Origin of the sequence: Thauera mechernichensis, assembly GCF_029588855.1 — a bacterium.
Classification (GTDB): domain Bacteria; phylum Pseudomonadota; class Gammaproteobacteria; order Burkholderiales; family Rhodocyclaceae; genus Thauera; species Thauera mechernichensis.
Window position 1 is genome coordinate 20607 of sequence record NZ_JARQZE010000002.1, and the last position, 23605, is coordinate 44211.

The following is a 23605-nucleotide window of genomic DNA, read 5'->3' on the forward strand; positions in this document are numbered from 1 at the left end:
TCATTGCGTCTCCGTGTCAGTCGCGACCGGGTTGGCGTCGACGCTGACCAGGCTTTCTTCCTCGTCCTCGCGCGGTGCCCCTGCAGCGGGCGGCGCGAGATGGAACTCGGCCAGTACGCGCTCGGTGTATTCGACCACGCTCAGCTGCGGACCGTCGGGGCCGAGCACCTCGTGCGAGGCACGGCGGTCGATCACGAAGCTGTCGGTGGCGATCAGGTTGCGGTCAAGCTTGAGGGCGAAGGCCGGGCCGCCGGAGTAGAGCTGCGCATCGTAGCCCTGCAGGCGGAAGTTGTGCTGGTCGATCAGCAGGCGGGTCTGCGGATTGGTGACGACGACGCGGTCGCCGACCTGGAACTGATCCACCTGCAGCGTGCCGACCGGTATGTCGATCCTGCCCGTGAGGGCGGCGACGCGGTCGAAGTGGAAGCCGCCCAGCCCGCTCAGCGTCAGGTCCATGGCCGAGGCCATCCCGCCGCCGTAGCCACCGATCGCGCCGAAGATGGGGGCGCTACCGCTGGCGAAGACCTGGGCGACGATACGGTCTGCACTCAGACGCAGGTCGCGACCGACTTCGAGGCGATCGACGTCGATGCGGTCGCGTGCGCCGATCGAGACCTCCGTCGCCCGCAGCTCGCCGATGCCGACACTGCCTGAAGGGACGTCGACATCGAGGCTGCGGGCGTCGATCGAGCCGAACTCGGCGTCTCCATTCATGGCGCTGAGCTCGACGTCGCGTCCGCTGATGGCGCCCACGCGCAGGTCGCCGTCATCGGCAGCGAGCTTCACGTCTTCGCTCAGGCTCGTGACAGACTGGGCGCTGATCGAACCGGCGGCGCGGATGTCGATCTCGCCCTCGGCGGTCACGTCGCCCATGATCAGGGAGCCCGGCGAGTCGATGTGGATGAGCCCGCCCGCACTGGCGTTGAAGTTGAGTACGTCGATGTCGAGCGGGTTGCCGCCGATCTGGCCACCCGCACGGATGGTGAGCGTCGCCCCGGGGGCGGTGTTGGCGATGATGTCCAGACGGGTGTCGCCGCCGTCATACACGCTGCCGCCGGCGGTGATCAGGATCGCGCTCTCGGTGGGGTTGCCGGTGAAGATGCCGGTGATGACGGCGTCGCCATCGGTGCGCAGGTCGATCGTGCCGACATCGACGCGCATCTGCGCTGCGTGGATGCCGTCGCCGGCGTCCTGCATGAGCAGGTCGCGTGCCTTCAGGAACACGCCCAGCGTCGTCGCATGCACGTCGGCGAACGGGGTCAGCACCATCTGCGCGCCGGCGACGAGGCTGATCGGGCCCGGGCCGCTGACGCGGCCGTCGATGAACATGAAGGTGGCCGAGGACAGCGCGACCGCGTCGCCCGAGCGCACGGCGCCGATGTTGAAGAACTTGCCGAGCGTGCCGTTGAGATGGACGCCGTTGCCGAAGCCCTCCGTGCTTGCAGAGATGCGGCCGTCCTCGTCGGAGAGCGCGACGTCGAGCGGGTTGTCCGCGCTGCCGATCTCGCCGCCGCTGGCGTTGAGACTGACGTTGCGGGCCAGGATGTTGAGATCGGGGTCGAGCGGATTCTCGGTGAGCTGGAAGTCCAGGATCGAGCCTGAAGCGTCCAGGCGCACGTCGCCGATCGAGAACACGGTGTCGACGAACAGGCCGGACGAGGCCGCCAGCCAGATGTCGGAGCCGGCGCGTGCGATCAGTCCGGTACCGTCGCTGAGCTGGATGCCGAGCGGCGTCAGGAACAGCTTGTCGCCGTCGAGGGTGCCGCCGATGCCTCCGCTTGCCGCCTCGAGGATGATGCGTCCGCCACTGTTGATGTGGACTGCGCCGGCGCCGGAGTCGATGCCATGCAATGCGCCGGCGACCTTGATGCGGACCTCGTCGCCGGCGCTGACCTGGCCGATGCGCAGGCTGCCCTCGGAGCCGATGAAGACCTTGCCGGCGGCGGTGGCGTGGAGCGTGGCGGGATCGTCCAGGTCGCGGTTGGCGACGTTGAGCGGTTGCGGCTGGCGGATGGTGACGAAGCGCGGGTTGTCCTCGTCGTCGACGATCGCGTCACCGCGTTCCACGGCGGCGAGTGCTGCCTTTTGCGCCTTGGTCAGGGTGTCGATGCCCGCGATGGTGTCGATGACCTGGTCCGGGCCGTAGCGGCCGATGTCGTCGCCGGCGACCAGGGTGACCGTGCGGCCGACGACATTGGGTGCCTTGATGGTGGTGACGGTGTCGGTGATCTCCTTGAGCAGCCCGGCGCCGACCGATAGCAGCAACTGTGCGTCGGTCCATTCGGAGCCGCGGGTGATCGCGGTGATCTCCTCCGCGCTGAGGCGGCTGCGGTAGTCGAAGTCCTCGTCGAAGGTGCTGGTGTAGCTGCCCACCTCCTCGTGCAGGGCGCGGTATTGCTGGGTGCGCTTGTCGGCGAAGGCGGCGATGTCGGCCGCGTCCATGCCGGTGTCGCGCAAGGCCTGCTCCTCGGTGGCGGTCAGCGCGTATTCGAACGTCGGGTCGTAGCTGGCTCCGCCATCGGCCTGGCGGACGCGGAACTGCCAGTACAGCCGGTAGTTGTTGCTGCGTCCGTTGGCGTAAGCTTCGACCGCTTCCTGCGCCTTGGCGTCGGAGCCGCGCGCAGCGCCGGTGATGGGGTCGTTCGGCTGCTGGCGCAGGCGCATTTCGTCCCACAGCGCAGCGAGCTCGTCCTCCGTGCGGGTGTCGACCGTGGCGAAGGGGTTGTTGTCGATCACGCTGCCGGTGGTGGTGATGCGCACGTCACCGCCGAGCGATTCCACGCCCACCACCAGCAGGTCGCCGGTGTAGATGTGCGCGGCCAGCGGATCGGCCAGGTTGGCGATGTTGATGTCGCCGCGCGCCTGTGCCGAGAGGCCGTGGCGGGCGAGCACGGCGGCGTCCTCGCTCGTCGTGTAGCCGCTGCGGATGCGCAGCGGATCGCCGCCCAGTGCGTCGAGACGGCCGATGCTGCCGTTGGCGCTGCTGAGGTCGATGCGGCGGGCCTGCACGAGGGCGCTCGCGTCGCGGCCGACGATGTCGCCCGCAGACTCGAGGACCACCTTGTCGGTCGCTGCCGAGCCGATGGTGCCGACCCTGAGGTCGCCGATCGTCTGCTCGAGGTAGATCGACCCGCTCGTGGTGCCGGCATTGACGACGCCGCCCTCGGACTGGCGGATGCGCAGGGCCTGGTCGGGTGTGCCGTCCGCGTGCAGGCTGCCGATCCCGGTGCCCGCCGACAGGTCGATACTGTGTCCGCCCAATACCGCGGACGGCCCGTTCTGGGTCAGGCTGCCGGCGCTGCTGACCGTGGTGTTGCCACCGCGGTTGTTGACGCTGCCGTTGAACACGACGTCGCCGACCGAACTGATGTCGACGCGTCCCTCGTCGAAGCCGATGTACTCGATGCCGATGCGGTAGTCGCCGCGCACGCTGTCGGTGGTGGTGTACTTCTTGCCGGTGGTGACGCTGAACTCCTGGTAGTAGCGCGCCGAGATGCACAGCGACCACCAGTTGCACTCGCGCCAGCTGCGGCCCGGCGTGAGCACGCTGCTGACCGTCTCTTCCTGCGTGCGCGGGCCGCCGGGGAGGTAGTGGTAGTCGGCCGCCGGATCGACGACGAGGAAGGCGTCGGTGAGCAGCGGGTCCTTGGTGCGCTCGATCGAGCGCAGGCGATAGCCGTCGAGCGCCTTGCCGCTGAGGATTGCGGTGCCGAACCAGCCGGTCTGCGAGTAACGATACTCGTCGATGCGCACCTCGTCGTAGCCGGTGGTGACCACGTAGCGCAGGCCGCTGACCGGGTCGTACCCCTGGGTGCCGGTGCGCGCCTCGCCGTCCGCGCGGGTGCGCGAAACCGGCTCGCTCAGGATCGGCGCCCCGGTCGCCGGGTCGATGCCGCGGATGTCGGTGATGTTGATGCGCCCCTTCACGCCGAGGCCGGCATCGAGTGTGTTGACCAGCAGGGTCTTGCCGGTCTCGTTGTCGATCTTGATGCGGCCGTAGCCGTCGAGCACGCGCAGGCGGCCGCCGCCCGACTGGCTGGTGCTGAAGATCTGGCCGAAGAGCTCGATGTAGCCGCCCTGCACCTGCACGCCCGACAGCTCGAGCCTGTCGTGCAGTGCGTTGTAGCGCACCGTGATCGACTCCCAGGCGTCCCACTCGGCGCTGCCGAGCCCGGCGACCGTGGCGCCGCTGACCGTGTAGTACTCGCTGCCGGTGCTGGTCCGGCCCTCGAGAACCTGCAAGGCGTAGTCGTCGCGCGCGTCGGCGAAGCTGCCGGTGCCGCCGCCGGGCAGGCTCACGGTGGCGCCTTCGGGGATGCGTACGCCCCATTCGGCGATGCCGCTCTGGATGGTGCCGTTGATGTTGAGGTAGCGCGCCGCGATCAGCACGCTGCCATTGGCGATGATGCCGCCCGCCGGCTCCGTCGCGGGGCGTTCGATGCTGTCCACGTTGGCCGGGAAGGGGTCGGTTGAGACGCCCGGGATGACCTTCAGCGGTTCGCCCGCGGCGTGCCAGGCGCCGTCGGTGTAGCTCTGCACGAAGTCGCCATTGCGCGTCTTGACCTCGACACGGTCGGCGCGGATGGTCGCGGTTTCGACCGGTGTGACCAGGCTGCCGTCCGGCTTGCGCTTCTGCTCGAGGCGGATGCTGCCGGCGGCGCTGTCGATCTTGACCAGGCCGCGCAGGTTGCTGATGTCGCCGCGCAGGATGATGTCGGGTGCGAGCGGGCGGATGCCGTCGGCGCGCATCGCATCCTTCTCGGCTTCGCTGATGTCGAGCGGCGAGAACAGGCTCTTCACCAGGATCACCGGCTCGCCGGCGCCGCTCGTTTCCGCGGTCGTGATTGACGAGAAGGCGGCCGTGCCCGCGCCGCGGTTGATGCGAGCGATGTCGGCGTTGGAATTGACCTCGACGCCATTGAAGAACAACTTGCCGCCTTCATTCGGCGCGATCGTCATGTTGCCGAGGATGAGGACATTCGGCCCGTAGTTGGTGATGGTGATGCTGGCGTCGCCCGGGGCGTCGAGCACGCCGGTCCCGGTCAGGCGGTTGCCGCGCACGTCGATGTTGCCGAGCTTGGCCACGCTGTCGCTGATCTTGAGCACGCGCGCGATCGGGCCAGCCAGGGGTTCGTTGCTGAACGCCCCGGCGGTGATGTCGCGATCGAGATCCGTGATCTGCGCGTTGAGGTCGGTCAGCCTGGCGTCCAGGTTGGGGTAGGCCGCGACGATGCTGCCCAGCTCCGCGGGGATGCCGACGTCGCGGCGCGTCTCCTTGGTCGTGATCTGCCCTTCGCGAACGGTGATCTGCCCTTCGCGGTCGGCGATCAGGCCGTTCAGCCGGGTAATCTCGGCTGCGTCGTCGGTGTCGTCGGGGTCCAGGCCAACCAGGTCAGCCTCGAATCCGGTGATCTCAGCGTTCAGGTCGGTGATCTCAGCCTCGAGAGCGGTGATCTCGGCCGGAATCTCCGCGAGCTCAGTGTTCAGGGCGCTGCGTCGATCGACCTGGGCGTTCAGCTCGGTGAGTGTGTCCTGCATCGCGCTGAGCGATTGCTGGGCGACTTCGAGCGGGCTTTCCGGCGGCACGCTGCTGAAACCCGGCTGGCTGGGGTCGCGTGGGAAGCCCATCTCGTCGAGTTTGCGTTCGAGGAAGCGGACTTCGGAGCGGTAGGCTTCGGCGGCGATTGCCGCGTCCGAGCTGGGGTTGCCCACCGAGTACTGGCGGATGAGCTCCTCGAGCATCGCGATGCGGTCGAGGATGTCGGTTGCCAGGCCGATGAAGTCGCGGTCGAGCACCGAGATCCCGTCGGTATGGGTTTCGCTGCCGTCGAGCGCAATGGTCAGCCACTGTTCGCGATTGATGCCGACCTCCACACGGCCGTCGACATGCACGCTGCTGTCCTGGTTGACCACCGAGCGCCCGGTGCGGGTCTCGAAGCTGACGTCGTCGCCGCCGAAGAGGTTGCTGAACCAGCTCGCGATCGCCGCCAGGGTCTCGCGGTAGATGTCCTTGCCGATGCCCACGCCCGAGGCGGTGTTCGAGCCGCGGTCGGCATGCAGTGAGGCGTGGCGTACCGACAGGATCTCGGCGCCAGCGGCGACCGAGAGGTGGCTGCCGGCGTTGACGAAGGCGTCGGCGACGGGGTCGCGATTGACCGGGATCGCCGTGTTGTTATAGACGTCGGTGCGTGCCCTGGCCGATGCGCTGCTCCCGGCGCCGTTGGTGGCAGCGCCTGCGGACAGCTTGATGTCGTTGCCCGACTTCAGGGTGGCGTCGCCGATGGTGACGCGGTTGCTGCCGATGTAGCTCGACACGCTGCTGCCTTCGGGCGCGACGCCGACGAGGCCATAGACGTCCACCGCGGACTGGGTGGACAGGCTGGCCACGGTACGGCTGCCGAGGGCGATGTTCCAGGCGCTCTCGATGTGGGCGCCGTTGGCCACATCGACTGCGGCCAGGGGGGTCTGGCCCGTGGCGCACACGATGCGCCCGGCCGGGCACACGGTGATGATCTCGGATTCCCCGCTGGCCGCGGAGACCGCACCGCCCGAGGTCATCGTGACCCGATCCGAAGCATTGATGTGGTTCGCGGCGTCGATGGCGACGCCCGCGACCAGGGCCGCCGGATCGCGCGGCGTGATGTTCGCGCTCGCGCCTACCCTGGCGCGGGTGTCGGCGAGCAGGCGCGTCTGGCTGCCGGCTGCGGGGAAGTCGGCCAGGCCGCCCGAGCTCGATTCGACGTTCCAGGCCGGGCGCGAGATGCCCGACCCGGCCAGCAGGCCGGCAGGGGCGCCCTTGGTGAGCGTGGTTGCCGCATTGAGTTCGACACGGTCGCCCTTGACCCTGGCGTTGTCGCCGATTTCGGCGAGCGTCCTGCCGAAGGCGAAGTTCTCCGCGTTGGCGCCGCTGACGCCGATCAGCGAGGCGTTGAGGTTGCGCATCCAGCTGTCGAAGGACAGCGCCTGGGTCGCGTCGATCCTGAGCGTGCCGACTTCGAGCATGCGTGCATCGGCCGGATGGCTGGCGCTGTAGCGGCTGCCGATACGGGCGATGGTGGTGCCGACGGTCGAAGTGTAGGACGCGGAGAAGGGCACCGACACCAGGCCGCCCGCGCCAGCCACGCCATGCGCATGGTTGGTGCTGTTGCCGTTGGCCAGCACCTGCAGCGTGCCGGCGCTTACGCCGACGCGGTCGCCGAGCGTGGCCTGGCTGAGCGTGCTGGAACTGGCCGTGGCCTTGTTCGCCCCTATGGCGACGAAGCCGACCGAGACACCGGAGACGTGCGCCAGCTGGGCGCTGGTGTTGTCCGTCTGCACGGTGGCGATGCCGGTCACCGTGAGCAGGCTGTCGTCGCCCACGCCAGCGCGCACCTGGCCGCTGTTGCTGGCGAAGGACTGCGAGGCGTTGGCGCCGACCAGCAGGCCGCCCGCCGCACCCGAGGCACTGGAATAGGCCGAGCGCGCGATGCCGCCGGGCAGGCGCTGGCGCGCCATCAGGCTGAGGCTGGCGGACTCGATGCGGCTGCCGCCACCCACGGTGGCATCGACCTGCGGCGACACGCGTGCGCGTGCGATCGAGGCGCCGACGGCGCCGCCGAGGCTGACGTTGATCCCGGTTGCGCTGGCATGGGCCGCGGTGGCAGCGTCCGCGTCGATGAGCACATCGTCACTCACCTTGATGCGGGCGTCGGTGCCGGTGCTGGCGCCCACTGCCGTCTCGATGGTGGCGGTGGCGACCGTGCCGCTCGCCGCCAGCCCAAGCCCACCCTTGGCCGCGAGGGCCTCGGCGGACACCTCGTGGTGGGCGTCCGCAGTGATTTCCAGGCGGCCGACGCTGCGCCCCGCGGTCTGGCCGACGCGGACCTCGTTGCCGACCTTGGCTTGCGTGCGGCCGGTGATCTCGGCGGTGGTCACCGAGGCGCCGGCCGCGATCAGGCCGACGCTTGCACCTGCGGTCTCGGCGCTCAGCTTGCGCGTATCGTCGGCATCGACGCGCACGCTGCCAGCCTGCTCCACGATCACGCCTTGCTCGAAGCGGGCCTCGACATGCGCACCGGACTTGAGCACGGCGACGGCAGCGTCCACTGCCAGGATGCCGCCGGTGCCGGCAAAGGCGAGCGAATCCAGATCCTCGTCGAGCGCGGCGGATACCGACACCGTGCCGGCATCCCCTGCATTGAGCGTGCTGCCGGTGTCGACGAAGGCCGTGGTGTGGCTGCGGAAGCTGGTCACGCCAACCCCTGCGCCCAGGCCGATGGCGCCTATTGCCAGACCGCCGTTGAGCATGTCGAAGCGCACATGCTGGCGCGCATCGACATCGATATTGCGGCCGGCCTCCAGCGTGCTGCGCTTGCCGACGAAGGCTGCGGTGCCCGCGGGCAGCAGCCGGGTCTCGGTGGCGGTGAAGCTTGCGCTGGCCGCCGTGTCGGCGCGCTCGGTGGCGACCCGCGTCGATGCGTTGCGGATGCGGCTGTCGCTGTAGCCGTTGAGCACGTTGCTGATGCTGCCGTTGGTGGCCTGGCCGTCGACGTAGCTGCCGGCGTTGCCATCGTCGGTCTGCAGGCGGCGCTGGGCGTCCTCGTCCAGCCCGCTGCCCACCGAATACACGCCGACCGCCCCGGCGAGCGCGCCGAGCCCGCCGGCGGCGCTCACCACGTAGGTGTCGATGTCGGTCTTTGCGAGCGCGTTGACGTCGATGTCGCGGCGGGCCTTGACCGTGGCATCGTCGCCGATGAAGGCCGTGGTGTCGTTGCGGATGATGCCGACATCCACGGCGCCGGCGATCCCCACCGCACCGACGCCGAGGGCGCCCGACACGTTGAAGAGGCGCAGATCGTTGCGCGCGCTGACGTTGACGTCCTGGTCGTCGTGCGCTGCGCCAGCCTGGGTGTTGATCTGTGCGCCGTTGCCAATGTAGGCCAGGGTGTCCGAGTCGACCGTCGCCACCGAGGCGGCGCCGGCGAAGCCCACATACAGCCCGCCTGCACCTGCCGCGGAGACGGTGAACAGGTTCTCGTGCGAGCGTGCCTGGACCTGTACGCCGCGCATCGCGGTGGTGAGATCGACCCCGTCGCCCGAGTAGGCGGTGAGGGCTGTGCTGCCCTGGCCGCGGCCATCGACGACTGCGCGGTTGCCGATCCAGGCGCGTGTGTCCTTGTCGATCAGGGTGATGCCGACGCCGGCGCCGATGCCACCGCCACCGATGCCGAGCGCGACGGTGCCGGCGACCAGGGTGGTCGCGGTGTCGTCGTCGGCCTTGACCACGACGTTGCCGCCAGCCTCCACGACGGCATCATCGCCGATCGAGGCCCAGGTCTGGTTGTCGAAGCTCAGCACCGACACGCTGCCGGCAACGCCGACGGTGCCCGATGCGCCCAGGCTGGCGCTCACCGAGACGACCTCCTGCACCGAGTTGGCTGCGACCTCGACGTCGCGCGCGGCCTTGACGGTACTGTGGTCGGTGATGGTGGCGTGGGTGGCGTGCTTCATCACCGCCACATCGGCACCCACCCCCACACCCACCGTGCCCGAGGCGGCCAGGGCGCCGGCAATGCCAAGGTGGAAGCTGTCGTTGCCGGCGGCGACCAGCACCGATTGCGCGCTGTCGGCGCCGCTGTTGTCCGCATTGATGCTGACGCCGCTGCGGGGCGTGCCCGGGGCGACGTCGATGCTGCCGATCGAGGCGCGGGTGTCGGTACTGTGCACCGAGACCTCGCCCGACAGCGTCACCGCCCCGGTGCCTGCTGCGGCGCCAGTGACGGCGAAGCCCTTGATGTCGTCCCGGTTGACCGCGGTGACCGCCAGGCCGCGGTGGTCGCGTAGCTGCGAGGCGCTGCTGCGGGTGCTGCCGAGCGCAGCACTGCCGCCCGCCAGGCTGTCCTTGCCGTTGCTGGGTGTGATCCCGGGCGCGGCGACTTCGCCCGCGCCGGCGCTGGTGGCGGCGTATGAGACACCGAAGCTGCCGCTCGCCACCTGCGTGGGGGCCGCCTTGCCGAGCGCGGTGGCCGATGCGCCGTCGTCGATCCAGGCATGGGTGGTCTTGTCCACCACGGCCACCGCCGCCCCGGCACCGACTGCGGCGGTGCCGGCCGCACCGATGGCGCCGGCGAGCAGGTCGAGGTCGCTGTCCGATTCGGCGGCGATGACGAGGTTGCCTTCGGAGTGCAACGCGCTGCCGGCCCCGGCCGAGGCCAGGGTGGCGACATCGAGCACCAACACCGAGGCCGAGCCCTGCACCCCGGCGGTGCCGCCGGCGCTGACGCCGACGCCGATGGAGCGGATCTTCTCCGTGCTGACGGCGGTGATGTCGAGCGCGGCGCCGGTACGTGCGATCACGCCTTCACCCAGCCAGGCTGCGGTTTCCTTGTCGATGACCACGACGTCGGCGGCACCGCCGACGCCTGCCGTGCCACCAATGCCGACGGTGCCGACGATGGACAGCAGTTCGGTGTGTGCGCTCGCGCCGACCGCAAGCGCGCGCGTGCCCAGGGCAGCGCCGTCCAGGCCTGCGTTGATGCGCGCATCCTTGCCGATCCAGGCCTGCGTCACCGGGTTGTAGACATTGACTGCAGCCGAGCCGGCGACACCCGCCGTGCCGCCGCCGGCGCCGCCGACCACCACCGAAGTCACGTCCTGAGTGGCGCCTGCGGCCACCGTGATGAGACCGGCAGCGGCGAGGTTGGCGTCCTGTCCGGCCCAGGCCTGCGTGACATTGTCGATGAGGAAGGTGCCTGCAGAGGCGCCCACGCCGGCTGTGCCGCCGATGCCGGCAACCCCGGCCACGCCGAGTGCGTCGAAAGTGTTGGCGGCCTCGATCCGGATGTCGCCGTTGCTGCGCAGCCAGCTGCCGTTGCCCGCGCTGGCCTCGACCGTGTTGTCGGAGAGGATCAGGCTGAGTACGCCGCTCACCCCCGCGGTGCCGGCAGCGCCCGCGCTGGCGGCGATGACCGCGAGGTCCATGGTGCTGGAGGCGTCGATGGCGATCGACGACGATTGCTCGATACGCGCAGCGGCGCCCAGTGCGGCGCGCGTCACGCCTTCGTTGGCGATGTCTGCGCTGGCCACGCCGACGCCCACCTTGCCTGCGGCGGAGATGCCGCCGGCGAAGGCTTTCGCGGTCGAGGCGTTGCTGGCGATCAGGTCGACCGCGCCGGTGGTCGCTACGCGTGCGTCGGCGTCGATGCCGGCCTCGGTCGTGTCCTCGAACACGTTGACCGAGAAGGCGCCGGTGACGGCGACCTGGTTGCTGCCTGCGCCCGCGATGGTCTCCGTGTAGTAGTTGTTCTGCCCGAGCAGCAACTGCAGGTTGGCCTCGGTGAAGCGGTCCTCGAGGCCCTCGAGCGACCAGTTGAAGGCGGCAGGGCCGGTGATGGCGTGATTGCGCCCTGCCACCTCCAGGCTCATCGCGGCAATCTCGGCCTCGCGGCCGATCCAGGCGCGGTAGGTGTTGTCCGATACCAGGACCGCGATCGAGGCGCCGACGCCGACCTTGCCGGCGAGCGCGGCGCTCCAGGCCTTGGCGGCCAGCTTGCTGGTGTTGTCTGCACTCACCCGCACGTTGCCGACTCGCGTGCCGCCGTCGATGTCGCCGATGCGGACCTCGTCACCGATCGATGCCTCGGTGGTCGATTCCGAGTTGGCGACCGCGAGCGCACCGGCGATGCCGACCTTCTCCGCGCCTGCGCCCGCCACGCCCTCGGCGGCGAGCTTGTAGGCGAAGCCGGGCGAGGTGTTCTGTGCCGACGTTGCGCTGACCTCGATGTTGCCGGCGCGCACGATCTGGCTGCCGGCGCCGATCGCGGCCTGGGTGTCGTTGCGGGTGATGGCCAGCCCGACGCCCACGCCGATGCCGACCTTGGCGCTGTCCTGGAGCTTGGTCACGTCGAGCGTGTTGCCCAGCCCGCGGGCGCTGAAGTCGCTGCTGCTGGTCGCGCTCAGTGTGAGGTCGCCGCCAAGCTCGAGACGGCGACCGGCGGCAACGGTCGCGCGCGCGTCGTCGTCGAGCACGAGCACGCCGGCCGCAGCCGCGATGGCGACCTTGCTGCCGCTGCCCGTGGTTTCGGTGCCTTGCTGGGCGCTTTCGTTGTCCTTTAGCGTGCTGGTGGTGGCGGCCTTGTCGCGCTCGGTCGCGGTGGTCTCGTCTTCCGCCTTGCCACCGGCGGCGCTGGCCTTGGCGATGGCCTCGTAGCTGCGTGTGCTGGTGGCGGTGATGTCCACCTTGCCGTCGTCGCCGCTGGTCGTGGTGACGAGATCGCGCGCCAGGCTGGCGAGCGTGTGCGTGGTGCTGAGGATGATCGCGCCCGAGGCGCCGACGCCGACCTTGTCGGATTTGACGTCACCGGTGGCGGTGGCCTCGTGCTCGCCTGCCGAGCTGGCACGGATCTCGACCGGTCCGGTTGCGGTGATCTGCGCGCCGGCTTCGACGATGGCCTCGGTCTTGAGCTTGAGGTCGGACAGCGCCACGACTGCGTCCAGCGCCACGCTGCCTTCGGCGCCTGCTTCGGCTTCGGCCTTGCTGTCGCTGCGCGCATCGGCGACGACCTGCAGCTTGTCGAGGTCGATCAGCTGGGCGCCGTTGCGCACCCGTGCGCGCACCAGGTCCTCGCGGAACAGGTTGAGGGCGACCGAGGCGCCGACGCCGAGCTTGCCGCCCGAGGCGGGCTCGTCGGGCAGCGCCGTGGCGCTGGTCTCGGACGCGCTCTCGGCGCGCAGCTCGATGTCGTGGCCGTCGGCGTCGAGCTCGGCGCCGCCATGGATCTCGGCCGTGCTGCGGGTGTCGATGAGGTTGAGGGCGAGGGCGCCGGCAATGCCGACCTTGCCGGCACCGGCGCCGGCCTTGGCCGAACTCGAGAAGCTGTTCACGGTGTCGCTGTCGACCGCGGTCATCAGCGCGCGTACCGCGATGCCCTCTGCGCGGACCTGGGCGTCGCCGATCCAGGCCGCGGTGTGGCTGGTGACGCTGTTGATCGCGACCGCAGCGCCGATGCCTACCGTCGTGGTGCTGCCGGCGGCGCTGCCGTCGGCGCTCGCGCTGGCGTCGGTGTTGCCGGATGCTTCGACTTCCAGCGCCCCGGCCGCGCTCACATCGACCCCGTCAGCGATCGTGGCGGAGGTGCTGACCCGCGCTGAATTGACTGCCACTGCGGCGGCCACCGAGATCTTGCCTTCGCTGGTCTCGGCCGAGTCGGGCGCCTGGGTCTTGCTGTCGCTGCCGTCCTTCTGCTTGTCCTGAGCGAAGCCTGCCTGGCGGCCGATCTCCTGGTCAACGCCGTCCTCGGGCGTGTCGTCGTCGCCGCCGTCCTTCTTCTCTTCCTTGCCGCCCTTGGCGCTGGCGGTGGCGTCGGCCGAGCTCGAATGCCGGCTCTCGGCAGCGACGCGGATCGTGCTGCCCGCGTGCAGGTCGCGCCCGACACTGGCGCTGACCGTCTCCGCGACCACGTTGACGGCAACACCGATGCCGATCGCCGCCTTCTCGCCGGTCGCCGAGCCCTTGGCGACGGTTTCGGTGGTGCTGGCGTGGCGCGCCTCGACGCTCACCGCGCCACTCGCATGCACCGCTTCGCCGCTGCCGATGCCGGCCAGCGTCTTGTTGTCGGCGACTGTGACCGCAGCGACCGGGGTGGCGGCAATGCCGCCCTCGGCGCCGGCCTCGGCCTCGGTACGGGCCGAGTAGTCACCCTCCGCCTTGACGTCGAGGGCGGCGGCATTGCGCAGGCGGGCGCCGTCTGCAAGCTGGGCGCGACTTTCGTTGCTGACGACGTTGACCGCGACCGAAGCGCCGACCCCCACCGTGTCACCGCTCGCGGTGGCATCCTCGGCCGGGGTGGCGCTGGCGTTCGAGGTGCTGCGGTTCTCGGCGTCAATGGCGACGTTGCCGTTCTTCGCGTCTACGTCGCCCGCTGCGGAGATCGTTGCGGTGGTGAGGTTGTCGATGACGTTGATGGCCAATGCGCCGGCAACGCCGACGTCGCTCGCACCTGCGCCCGAGGTGGCCGTCGAGGTAAAGAGGTTGGTGTCGTCGCCTGCCGGCGTGCGCGCACTGGCCTCGATCCCGGCGGCCTCCACCTGCTGGGCGACGCGCGCCTCGTTGGAGACGCGGGCGAGGTTCAGCGCCACGCCGACACCGACGCCGACACTGCCACCGGCGCTGCTGCCGTCGGCCTCGACCTCGGCCTGGGTCAGCGCCGTGCCCGCCACCGTCAGTGCGCCGTCGCTCTGCAGCGGACGGCTGGCGTCGACGGCGGCCAGCGTGTGGCTCTCGAGGTCGCTCACCGCGACCGCTGCAGCCACGGTGACGCCGCCATCGGCGGTGGCGGCATCGTCCTTGTAGGTTTCCAGCGTCTCCTCGGTCTTGCTCTCTTCCGCGCCCTTTTCGGTGGCGCCGCCTGCCGCGGCCTTGGCCGAGGTGGCGACGAGGGTGGTTGAGGCCGCACGCACGCCGACGCCGGTTTTCCCGGACAGCCTGGCATTGTCGGCTGCACGGGTGCGGGTGGTGCTGCGCACGACGGTGACCGCGACGGCGCCGCCCACCGCCGTGTCGCCGCTGGCGGAGGCGTCGACAGCGGCATCCACCCGGGTGTTGTTGGTGGCGCTGAGATCGCTGCGGCCCAGCGTACTGCCCACCTCGCTGTCGCCCAGCACATCGACCGTGGCGGTGGTGTTGCTCGTCACCACGGCGACGCCTGCGTCGCCCGGCAGTTCGCCGAAGTCGGGCAGGCCCGGCCGTGCGCTCAGTTCGGCGTCGACACGGGCGGACAGCTCGGTGCCGGCGGTGCCGCTGAGCCGGCTGTTGCCGGCCACCTTCACGGTGGCGGCAACATCGACGTCGACCACCGCGAGGGGAACGAAGTCCGGTGTCGCCACCGTGGCGACGGCTTCTGCGCGCACGGCCAGCATGCCGCTCGCCTCGAGCGTGGCGTCGTTGAGCTCGGCTTCGGCCGCGACCGTCTTGGTGACGACGGGGGAGAGGCTGCTGTCATGCTCGGCCTTCGCCGTGGCCGTGATGTCGCGGCCGGTGACGGTGGCACCCTGGATGCCGACCCGGGCCCGGGTGTCGCTCACCACGTCGAGCAGTCCGCCGCTGGCGGCGGCCTGCACGTTGACGTCGCCGCCGGCATGGCCGGCGCCGCCTGCGGCAAGCACGCGGGCGCCGCTGCCGAGCGTGACCGAGCGTGCCTCCAGGCTGATGTCGCTCGACGCACCCACCGAGGTGCCGCTGCGAAGGGTGGCGTCGCTGCCGTCGGCGACCCGGCGTGTCGACAGGGTGCCGGTGACGCTGATGTCGTCGTCGCCGACGATCAGGATGCGACCGTCGTGGACGGCCACGGTGCTGGCAGCGTCGAGGCCGTGAACATTGACGACGTCCTTGAAGTCGGGGTCGGTGCCGCTGAAGCGGGCGCCGGTGAACACCTTGCCGCCCACGACCACCGAGCCCGCGCTCACGGCGACCTGTTCGATGGCGTTGACCGTGCCGTCGATGCGCACCTGTGCGTCGCGGTTGCGCGGCGCGGTGCCGGCCACGAGCTGGGCCGAGCTTGCCTCTGCGCCGCCCGCGGCGCTGAAGAACTCATCCACGAACTGCTGGCTGGGCGTGGATACGTGCAGGCTGCCCACATTGACCACGCCGGTGTTGCTGACGATGAAGCCGTGCGGGTTGGCGAAGTAGACCTTGCCGCCGATCTTGCCGTCCTTGATTGCGTTGAGCATGCCGCCGATCGTTGTCGTCTGGTCGCGGACGAGGTTGATGAGCGCGGCCGCGGTGTCGGGCACGTGCAGGTTGGCGACCTGGCCTTCGCCAACGTTGAACCGGCTGAAGGAGTTGAGTGCGTTGCCGTTGCCGAGCACCGTGCCGGTGTGGATGTTGACCACTGCGGCGCCCGCGTCGGGCATTACGGTGGTGAGGGTGCGGCCGTCGGGGACGATGGCCTGCGCCCAGGCCATGCAGGGCGATAGCCCATGGGCGACGATCAGTGCGCAGGTGACGTGGAAGACAATTTCCTTCGGGCGCGGCAAATCCGCGGCACCCATGTGCTGCTGTCCGTTGCGCATCGTCGTGACTCCCTCAGCCCCGCTCCGTTGCGGGTGTTGGTGGACCACGTCTCGACGCAGGTGCAGCGTGGCGGCCGAAGGCCTGCGGGACGTGATTACCCTTCAATCATAGGAACGATTTCACGATTTGCATCAAAATTTGTCAGCCTGAAACCCAGAAGAAAAGGCCGATCGAAGGGGCCTGCCCGCTGTCGATCGGCCCTCGCATTGTGCCGGCTCAGACCCGTGCAGACTTGCATGCCGAGAGCCTGCACGCCGCGTACTTGAACTCCGGAATTTTCCCGTAGGGATCGAGCGCGGGGTTGGTCAGCATGTTGGCTGCCGCTTCCACGTAGCAGAAGGGCACGAAGACCATGCCCTCGGGCATCAGCGGGTCTGTGCGCGCGGTGAGCGTGATGCTGCCGCGGCGGGTCTCGATGGCGAGCGGTTCGCCGGGTTCGAGGCCGAGGCGGGCGAGCTCGCCGGGGGCGAGCGTTGCCACGGCGGCCGGCTCGAGTGCGTCGAGCACGGCGGCGCGTCGGGTCATGGAGCCGGTGTGCCAGTGTTCGAGCTGGCGGCCGGTGATGAGCACGGTGGGCCAGGCGTCGTCGATCGGCTCGTCGGGCGGCAGTGGCACGGTGGGGCGGAAGCGGGCGCGGCCGCTGGCGGTGGGGAAGCGGTCGCCGAAGACCACGTCCAGGCCGGGGGCGTCGTCGGCGGGGCAGGGGTAGGTGACGGATTGCTCCGCGTCCAGCCGCTCCCAGCTGATGTGGTCGAGCGAGTGCATGCCGCGTTTCATCTCGGCGAAGACGTCGCGCGGGTGGGTGTAGTGCCAGTCGAGGCCAAGGCGGCGGGCGATTTCCTGGATGATCCACCAGTCGGGGCGGGCGTCTCCGGGCAGGGGCACGGCGGCGCGGCCCATCTGTACCTGGCGGTTGGTGTTGGTGACGGTGCCGTCCTTTTCGGCCCAGGCCGAGGCCGGCAGGATGACGTCGGCGAACTGTGCGGTTTCGGTGACGAAGAGGTCCTGCACGACCAGATGCTCCAGCATGGCCAGCGCGCCGCGCGCATGGGCGAGGTCGGGGTCGGACATGGCCGGGTTTTCGCCCTGGATGTACATGCCGCGGATGGTGCCGGCATGGATGGCGTGCATGATCTCGACCACGGTGAGGCCGGGCTTGTCATGCAGCGGCGTGTTCCACAGTTCCTCGAAGGCGGCGCGGATCTGCGCATTGCCCACGGGCTGGTAGTCGGGGAAGACCATCGGGATGAGGCCGGCGTCCGATGCCCCCTGCACGTTGTTCTGGCCGCGCAGCGGGTGCAGGCCGGTGCCGGGGCGGCCGATGTGGCCGGTGGCAAGCGCGAGCGAGATCAGGCCGCGGGCGTTGTCGGTGCCGTGGGTGTGCTGCGAGATGCCCATGCCCCAGAAGATCATCGCGCGCTCGGCCTTGGCGTACAGGCGGGCGATGTCGCGGATCTCTTCGGCAGCGACGCCGCAGGCGGGCGACATGGCCTCGGGTGTCATCGGTGCGACGTGGGCCTTGAGCGCCTCGAAGCCTTCGGTGTGGGCGGCGATGTAGTCCTCGTCGTAGAGCTGTTCGGTGACGATGACGTTGAGCATGGCGTTGAACAGCGACACGTCGCTGCCCGGGGTGAAGCGCACCATGCGGTGGGCGTAGGCGCCCATGGTGATGCCGCGCGGGTCGAGCACGATGAGCTTGGTGCCGCGCTTGGCCGCCTGCTTGAAATAGGTGGCGGCCACCGGGTGGTTAACCGTCGGGTTGCAGCCGGTGAGGATGACGACGTCGGCCTGCTGTGCCTGCATGAAGGAGGCGGTGACCGCGCCAGAGCCGATGCATTCGATCAGCGCGGCGACCGAGCTGGCGTGGCATAGCCGCGTGCAGTGGTCGACATGATTGGAGCGGAAACCGGTGCGCACCAGCTTCTGGAACAGCCAGGCTTCCTCGTTCGAGCACTTGGCGCTGCCGAAGCCGGCGAGCGCGTCGGGGCCGTGGGTGTCGCGCAGGCGGCGCAGGCCGGCAGCGGCAAGGTCCAGCGCCTCGTCCCAGCTCGCCGCGCGGAAGTGGCTGAATGGCTTGGCAGGGTCGAAGTCCGGGTCGAGGCCCTTCGGTACGCCTTCGCGGCGGATCAGCGGCACGGTGAGGCGGGAGGGGTGGTTGGGGTAGTCGAAGCCGAAGCGACCCTTTACGCACAGGCGGTTCTCGTTCGACGGCCCGTTGCGGCCTTCGACGAAGACGATCCTGTCCTGCTTGACGTGGTAGGTGAGCTGGCAGCCGACGCCGCAATAAGGGCAGACCGAATCCACCTTGCGGTCGGCGCAGGCGGAGTCGCCGCGGCCGTTCGCGTCGACGATGCGGGCGGGCATCAGCGCGCCGGTGGGGCAGGCCTGCACGCATTCGCCACAGGCCACGCAGGTGCTGTCGCCCATCGGGTCGTCGAAGTCGAACACGACCTTCGAGGCTGCGCCACGGTGGGCGAGGCCGATGACGTCATTCACCTGCACCTCGCGGCAGGCGCGCACGCACAGGTTGCAGGCGATGCAGGCGTCAAGATTCACGTGCATCGCGGTGTGCGAGGTGTCGGGCGGCGTCGGCGCCGTGCGGCGCTGCGGCAGCTGTCTGTGCAGCGTGTCGGGCGCATCGATGTCGAGCGCCATCAGGTCGACCATCTCCCAGAAGTGGCTGGCGCGGTCGGGGCTGTCGGCGCGCGGCGGCTGGTCGGCGAGCAGCAGCGCCATGACGCCTTCGCGCGCAGTGCGTGCCCGTTCCGAGCTTGCGCTTCGTACCACCATGCCTGGCATGGCCTGGCGGATACAGCTCGCGGCCAGGGTGCGCTCGCCCTCGATCTCGACCATGCAGGCGCGGCAGTTGCCGTCGGCGCGATAGCCGGGTGCGTCCTTGAAGCACAGGTGCGGGATGCGTTCGCTCGCGCGCTTGGCGACCTGCCACAGCGTCTCGCCCGAAAAAGCCTGCACGCGGACGCCGTCGAGGGTGATCTCGAAGGCGTCCAGCGTGGCAGTCAAGGAGGAAACGGGAGCGCCGGAGGGCGACGAGGCAAGTGTGCTCATGAAGCGGATTCCGTATTGACGGCCGCGGGCCGCAGGCGGATGCCTTGTTCTGCCAGTTCGGCCGGGAAGAAGCGCAGCAGGCTGGTGACCGGGTTGGGCGCGGCCTGGCCGAGGCCGCAGATCGAGGCGTCCTGCATGACCTGGGCAAGGCGCTGGAGCTGCTCGGTGTCCCAATCGTCGCGTTCGAGCAGGCCGAGCATCTTCTCGGTGCCCACGCGACAGGGCGTGCATTGGCCACAGGACTCGTCGGCGAAGAAGGCCATCAGGTTCTTCGCCACCGCACGCAGGTCGTCCTGGTCCGAAATCACCACGATGGCGGCCGAGCCGATGAAGCAGCCGTGTGGCTGCAGGGTGTCGAAGTCGAGCGGGATGTCGGCCTTGCTCGCCGGCAGGATGCCGCCGGAGGCCCCGCCGGGCAGGTAGGCCAGCAGGCGGTGGCCTGCGAGCATGCCGCCGCAGTATTCGTCGATGAGCTCCTGAAGCGTGATTCCCGCCGGTGCCAGATGCACGCCGGGCTTCATCACCCGCCCCGACACCGAGAAGCTGCGCAGGCCCTTGCGGCCGTGGCGGCCCTGGCTGGCGAACCAGTCGGCACCGTGCTGCCACAGCAGCGGGATCCAGTACACGGTCTCGACGTTGTTCACCAGCGTCGGACGGTCGAACAGGCCTTTTTGCGCGACGAAGGGCGGGCGGTGGCGCGGCTTGCCTGGCTTGCCCTCGAGTGATTCGATGAGTGCCGATTCCTCGCCGCAGATGTAGGCGCCGGCGCCGCGGCGCAGCACGATGTAGCCCGGTTCGGCGAAGCCGGCGGCCTCGGCCTCGGCGATCGCCGCGCGCAGTACCGCGTGCAGGCCGGGGTATTCGTCGCGCAGGTAGATGTAGAGCGCAGCGGCATCGACCGCCCACGCGCTAACGAGCGCGCCTTCCAGAAAACGATGGGGCGCCTGTTCCAGGTAATGGCGGTCCTTGAAGGTGCCGGGCTCGCCCTCGTCGGCGTTGATCACCATGTAGCGTGGCGCAGGCTCGGCGCGCACGAAGGCCCATTTCCTGAAGGTGGGAAAGCCGGCGCCGCCGAGACCGCGCAAGCCGGCGTGCTCGAGCATGGCGCCGAGCTGGTCGACCGACACCGCCCCGTCTCTGGCCTTGGCGAGCAGTGCGTATCCGCCCTCGCGGCGGTAGGCCTCGAGCCCCTGCCATGCGATGGGCGCGGGGTGAAGATCGCCCCCGGCGAGCTGGGCGAGCACTGCGCCCGGTGTCGTGTTGCCTAGATGGCGATGGCCGACCTCAACGACCGGTGCGCTGTCGCAGCGGCCCATGCAGGGGGCCCGCAGCACGCGCACCTGCGCGGGGTCGAGGTCGCGCGCGAGTGCGGCATGCAGCGCCTGCGCACCGGCAAGCTGGCATGGGAGCGAATCGCACACGCGGATCGTGACGGCGGGGGGCGGAAGCGCCTCGTCACGGACGATGTCGAAGTGGGCGTAGAAGGAAGCGGTCTCGTAGACCGCGGCCATCGGCAACCCCATCCAGTGGCTGAGCGCACGCAGGTGAGCCATCGACAGATGTCCGAACGCGTCCTGGATGGCGTGCAGGTGCTCGATGAGCATGTCCCGGCTTCTGCCGCCTGCGCCCAGCAGGGCCTCGATGTCGTGCAGTGCGTCAGCTGCGAGCTGGCGGCCACGTTGTGTGCCGCGGGTGCGCTTGCCTGGTGCCGCGGAGGGTGTGGGGGCTGGGCCGGAAGGATGCGGGCGAGTCATCGTCGTGGGTCGGTCCTGGTAGGGCGCTGGCCGGGTGTGTTCAGCGGCCAAGGATGCGTTCGAGCAAGCTGGCGAACCAGCCCTTGGGTTCGACGTTGGCGCTTGCCCGGGCTGGCGGTGGGGCGCTTGTGCCCTGGGGCGCCTGCGCTGTGGGGGATTCTGCAGCACTTGGCTGGCGGCGGACAGGTTCGGGGCGAACGCTTGCGGGGGCTGGGCCGCCGGTGCTGCGCACGGCGAGCCGTGCGGCGAGCAACTGCTGGTAGTGGCGCCTCAGCACCGAGTCCTGCGGTGGTGTGCTGAGCCCCGCGATGGCGGCAAGTTGGTCGTGGTGGCGGCGCAGGATCGAGTCGGTCGGTGCGGGGCAAGCGCTCATGATCGGATACCTCCTGGTGGGGTGGTCGCATTCACGTCCGAGCCGAACCTGCGTGCGGCGAGCAGCGCTGACGTGTTTCACAGGCGAGGGTTTGCAAGCCCTGTGCCAGGCGCCCGATCGCCTTGGCATGCGGCCGCCCGGCCTGCCGATGCGGGATAGCCCCGATTGATCCGTCGGACCGCTCATCTACATTTGCTTCAATGTTGGGCAGGTGCTACTTTTTTGAACATAACAATGCATTGCACCCGTTCAACAACGATACGGGGCATCCGGAGGAAGACACGATGAGCGCTATGCCGCGGACGAAAGTGGCGCGCGAGGATCGGGCTGCTGTCGCTCGTGAGCATTTTTTCGAGCGTGGCGTGGTGCCCGACAAGTACCTGTCGCCGCTGATCCTGCGCTCGTGGGAACGCTGTCGCGACGTGGGCCTGGACCACCGCGACGGCGGCTCGATCGAAGTGGCGAGCCGGGCGCAGCTGGAGGAGTCGCGCAACCAGAGTGCGCACATGCTCGAACTCGCGAGCGGCGTCATGGAGCATGTGTTCGAGCAGATCCGCTCCTCGGGCAGCATGGTCATCCTTGCCGACCTGGATGGCATGATCATCCACAGCCTGGGCGATGCGGCCTTCGTCGATCGCGCGCAGCGCGTCGCCTTGCAGCCCGGCGCGTGCTGGAGCGAGGCGCGGCTCGGTACCAACGGCATGGGTACGGCGCTGCTCGAAAAGGCGCCGGTCGAGATTCTCGGCTCCGAGCACTATCTCGACCGCAACATCTTCCTGGCCTGTTGCGCGTCGCCCGTGTTCGACGCCCATGGCCGCATGGCCGGTGTGTTCGACATCTCGGGCGACTACCGCAACCCGCAGCGCCATACGCTCGGGCTCGTCCGCCTGTCGGTCCAGCTGCTGGAAAAGCGCCTGTTCGAGGCCGAGTTCGGCAAGGACATCCTGATTGCCTGCCATCCGCGGCCGGAGTACGTGGGCAGCCTGCAGGAGGGCCTTGTTGCGCTCAGTCCGGACGGCACCATCCTGGGGGCCAATCCGGCGGCGCGGGAATGGTTTGCCTCGCAGTCACATGATGCTGCGGGCGGCAGCTTCAATGAGCTCTTCCGGCTCGGTTTCGGTGCGATCATCGATCGTTTGCAGTCAAGCGGCAATGCCCTGGTCCGCCTCGGTACACGCAATGGCGGCGAGCTGTACGTGCAGTTGCGCAGCATCAGGCCGCTCGCGCTGGCGGGAGCGGGCGACGTGGCCGCCGATGGTGGCCAGCCAAGGACTGAGCAACGCTTGCGCGCCCAGGCCGGGGCAGCGCCGGCGGCGCGTGCGGCCGAGCGCAGCGAGGCGGCAGGGCCGACGCTCGAGTCGCTGGCGACCGGCGACGAGCGCCTGCAGCGGGCGATCGACCGCGCCCGGCGGATTGGCGGCAAGGACATTCCGCTGCTGATCCAGGGCGAGTCCGGTGTCGGCAAGGAGTTGTTTGCGCGCGCTTTCCACAACTCGAGCGCGAGAGCGGACGGCCCCTTCGTACCGCTCAACTGCGCGGCCATTCCCGAGCACCTGATCGAGTCCGAGCTGTTCGGCTACGTTGGCGGTGCGTTCACCGGCGCGCGGCGCGAGGGCGCGGTTGGCAAGGTGCAGCAGGCCCATGGGGGGACGCTGTTCCTGGACGAGATCGGTGACATGCCGCTGGCCATGCAGACGCGTTTGCTGCGCGTGCTGCAGGAACGCAGCGTCACCCCGGTCGGGGGCATGAAGGCGATTCCGGTCGATATCTCGCTGGTTTGCGCGACTCACCGCGTGCTGCGTGATGCGGTGGCGAATGGTGAGTTTCGCGAGGATCTGTACTACCGCGTCAATGGCCTGACGGTGACCTTGCCGCCGCTGCGCGAGCGTAGCGATGTCGGCACGTTGGTTGACCGCTTGCTGCGTGCCGAGGCGCAGGACTCGGGGCGCGAGGCGATCTCGATCAGCGCCGAGGTGCGGCGCTTCTTCGAGACCTACCCTTGGCCGGGCAACATCAGGCAGCTGCACAGCGTGATCCGGGTCTCGGCGGCGCTGCTGGAGGATGATGAGGACGAGATCGAGTCGGTTCATCTGCCCGAGGAGCTGTTCGGACCCGAGCCGTTCGTTCCCACCCAGCATGGCGGCGCGTCACCTGCGCCGAGCGAGGGCGTGTTGCCGCCGAGCGAGCCCGGTGTTGCGCGCAGCCTGGATGAACTCGAGCTCGAAGCGATCGCCAAGGTCATGCAGGAAGTCAAGGGCAATGTCTCGGCCGCTGCACGCCGGCTGGGCGTGAGCCGCAACACGCTTTATCGCAAGCTCGGGCGCATGAGCTGAAGTTCGGTGTCGGCCAGCCGGCTTTTTGCCA

At 69.5% G+C, this 23605-nt stretch carries 5 protein-coding genes; 1 reads left to right on the plus strand and 4 read right to left on the minus strand.

All coding sequences use genetic code 11. The features are described 5' to 3' along the window. From P7F68_RS03020 to P7F68_RS03035, 4 genes are all read right to left on the minus strand, one after another. A complete protein-coding gene (locus tag P7F68_RS03020) occupies positions 1 to 16047 on the minus strand; it encodes a leukotoxin LktA family filamentous adhesin (RefSeq protein WP_277830620.1) in 16047 nt (5348 codons plus the stop codon). A gap of 217 nt (positions 16048 to 16264) precedes the next feature. Continuing rightward, positions 16265 to 19114: a formate dehydrogenase subunit alpha gene (fdhF, locus tag P7F68_RS03025; RefSeq protein ID WP_277830622.1), complete on the minus strand. Its 2850-nt coding sequence runs from the start codon at positions 19112 to 19114 to the stop codon at positions 16265 to 16267. Continuing rightward, complete coding sequence (locus P7F68_RS03030) at positions 19111 to 20868, minus strand: NADH-ubiquinone oxidoreductase-F iron-sulfur binding region domain-containing protein (protein WP_277830625.1); 1758 nt, start codon at positions 20866 to 20868, stop codon at positions 19111 to 19113. The genes fdhF and P7F68_RS03030 overlap by 4 nt, the downstream gene beginning before the upstream one ends. A 40-nt stretch (positions 20869 to 20908) precedes the next feature. Then, complete coding sequence (locus tag P7F68_RS03035) at positions 20909 to 21241, minus strand: hypothetical protein (protein ID WP_277830627.1); 333 nt, start codon at positions 21239 to 21241, stop codon at positions 20909 to 20911. A gap of 284 nt (positions 21242 to 21525) precedes the next feature. On the opposite strand from P7F68_RS03035, the gene P7F68_RS03040 reads away from it, so the two are divergent. Beyond that, positions 21526 to 23574, plus strand: a complete 2049-nt coding sequence (locus P7F68_RS03040) for a sigma-54-dependent Fis family transcriptional regulator (RefSeq protein WP_277830628.1) — start codon at positions 21526 to 21528, stop codon at positions 23572 to 23574. Positions 23575 to 23605 lie beyond the last annotated feature (31 nt).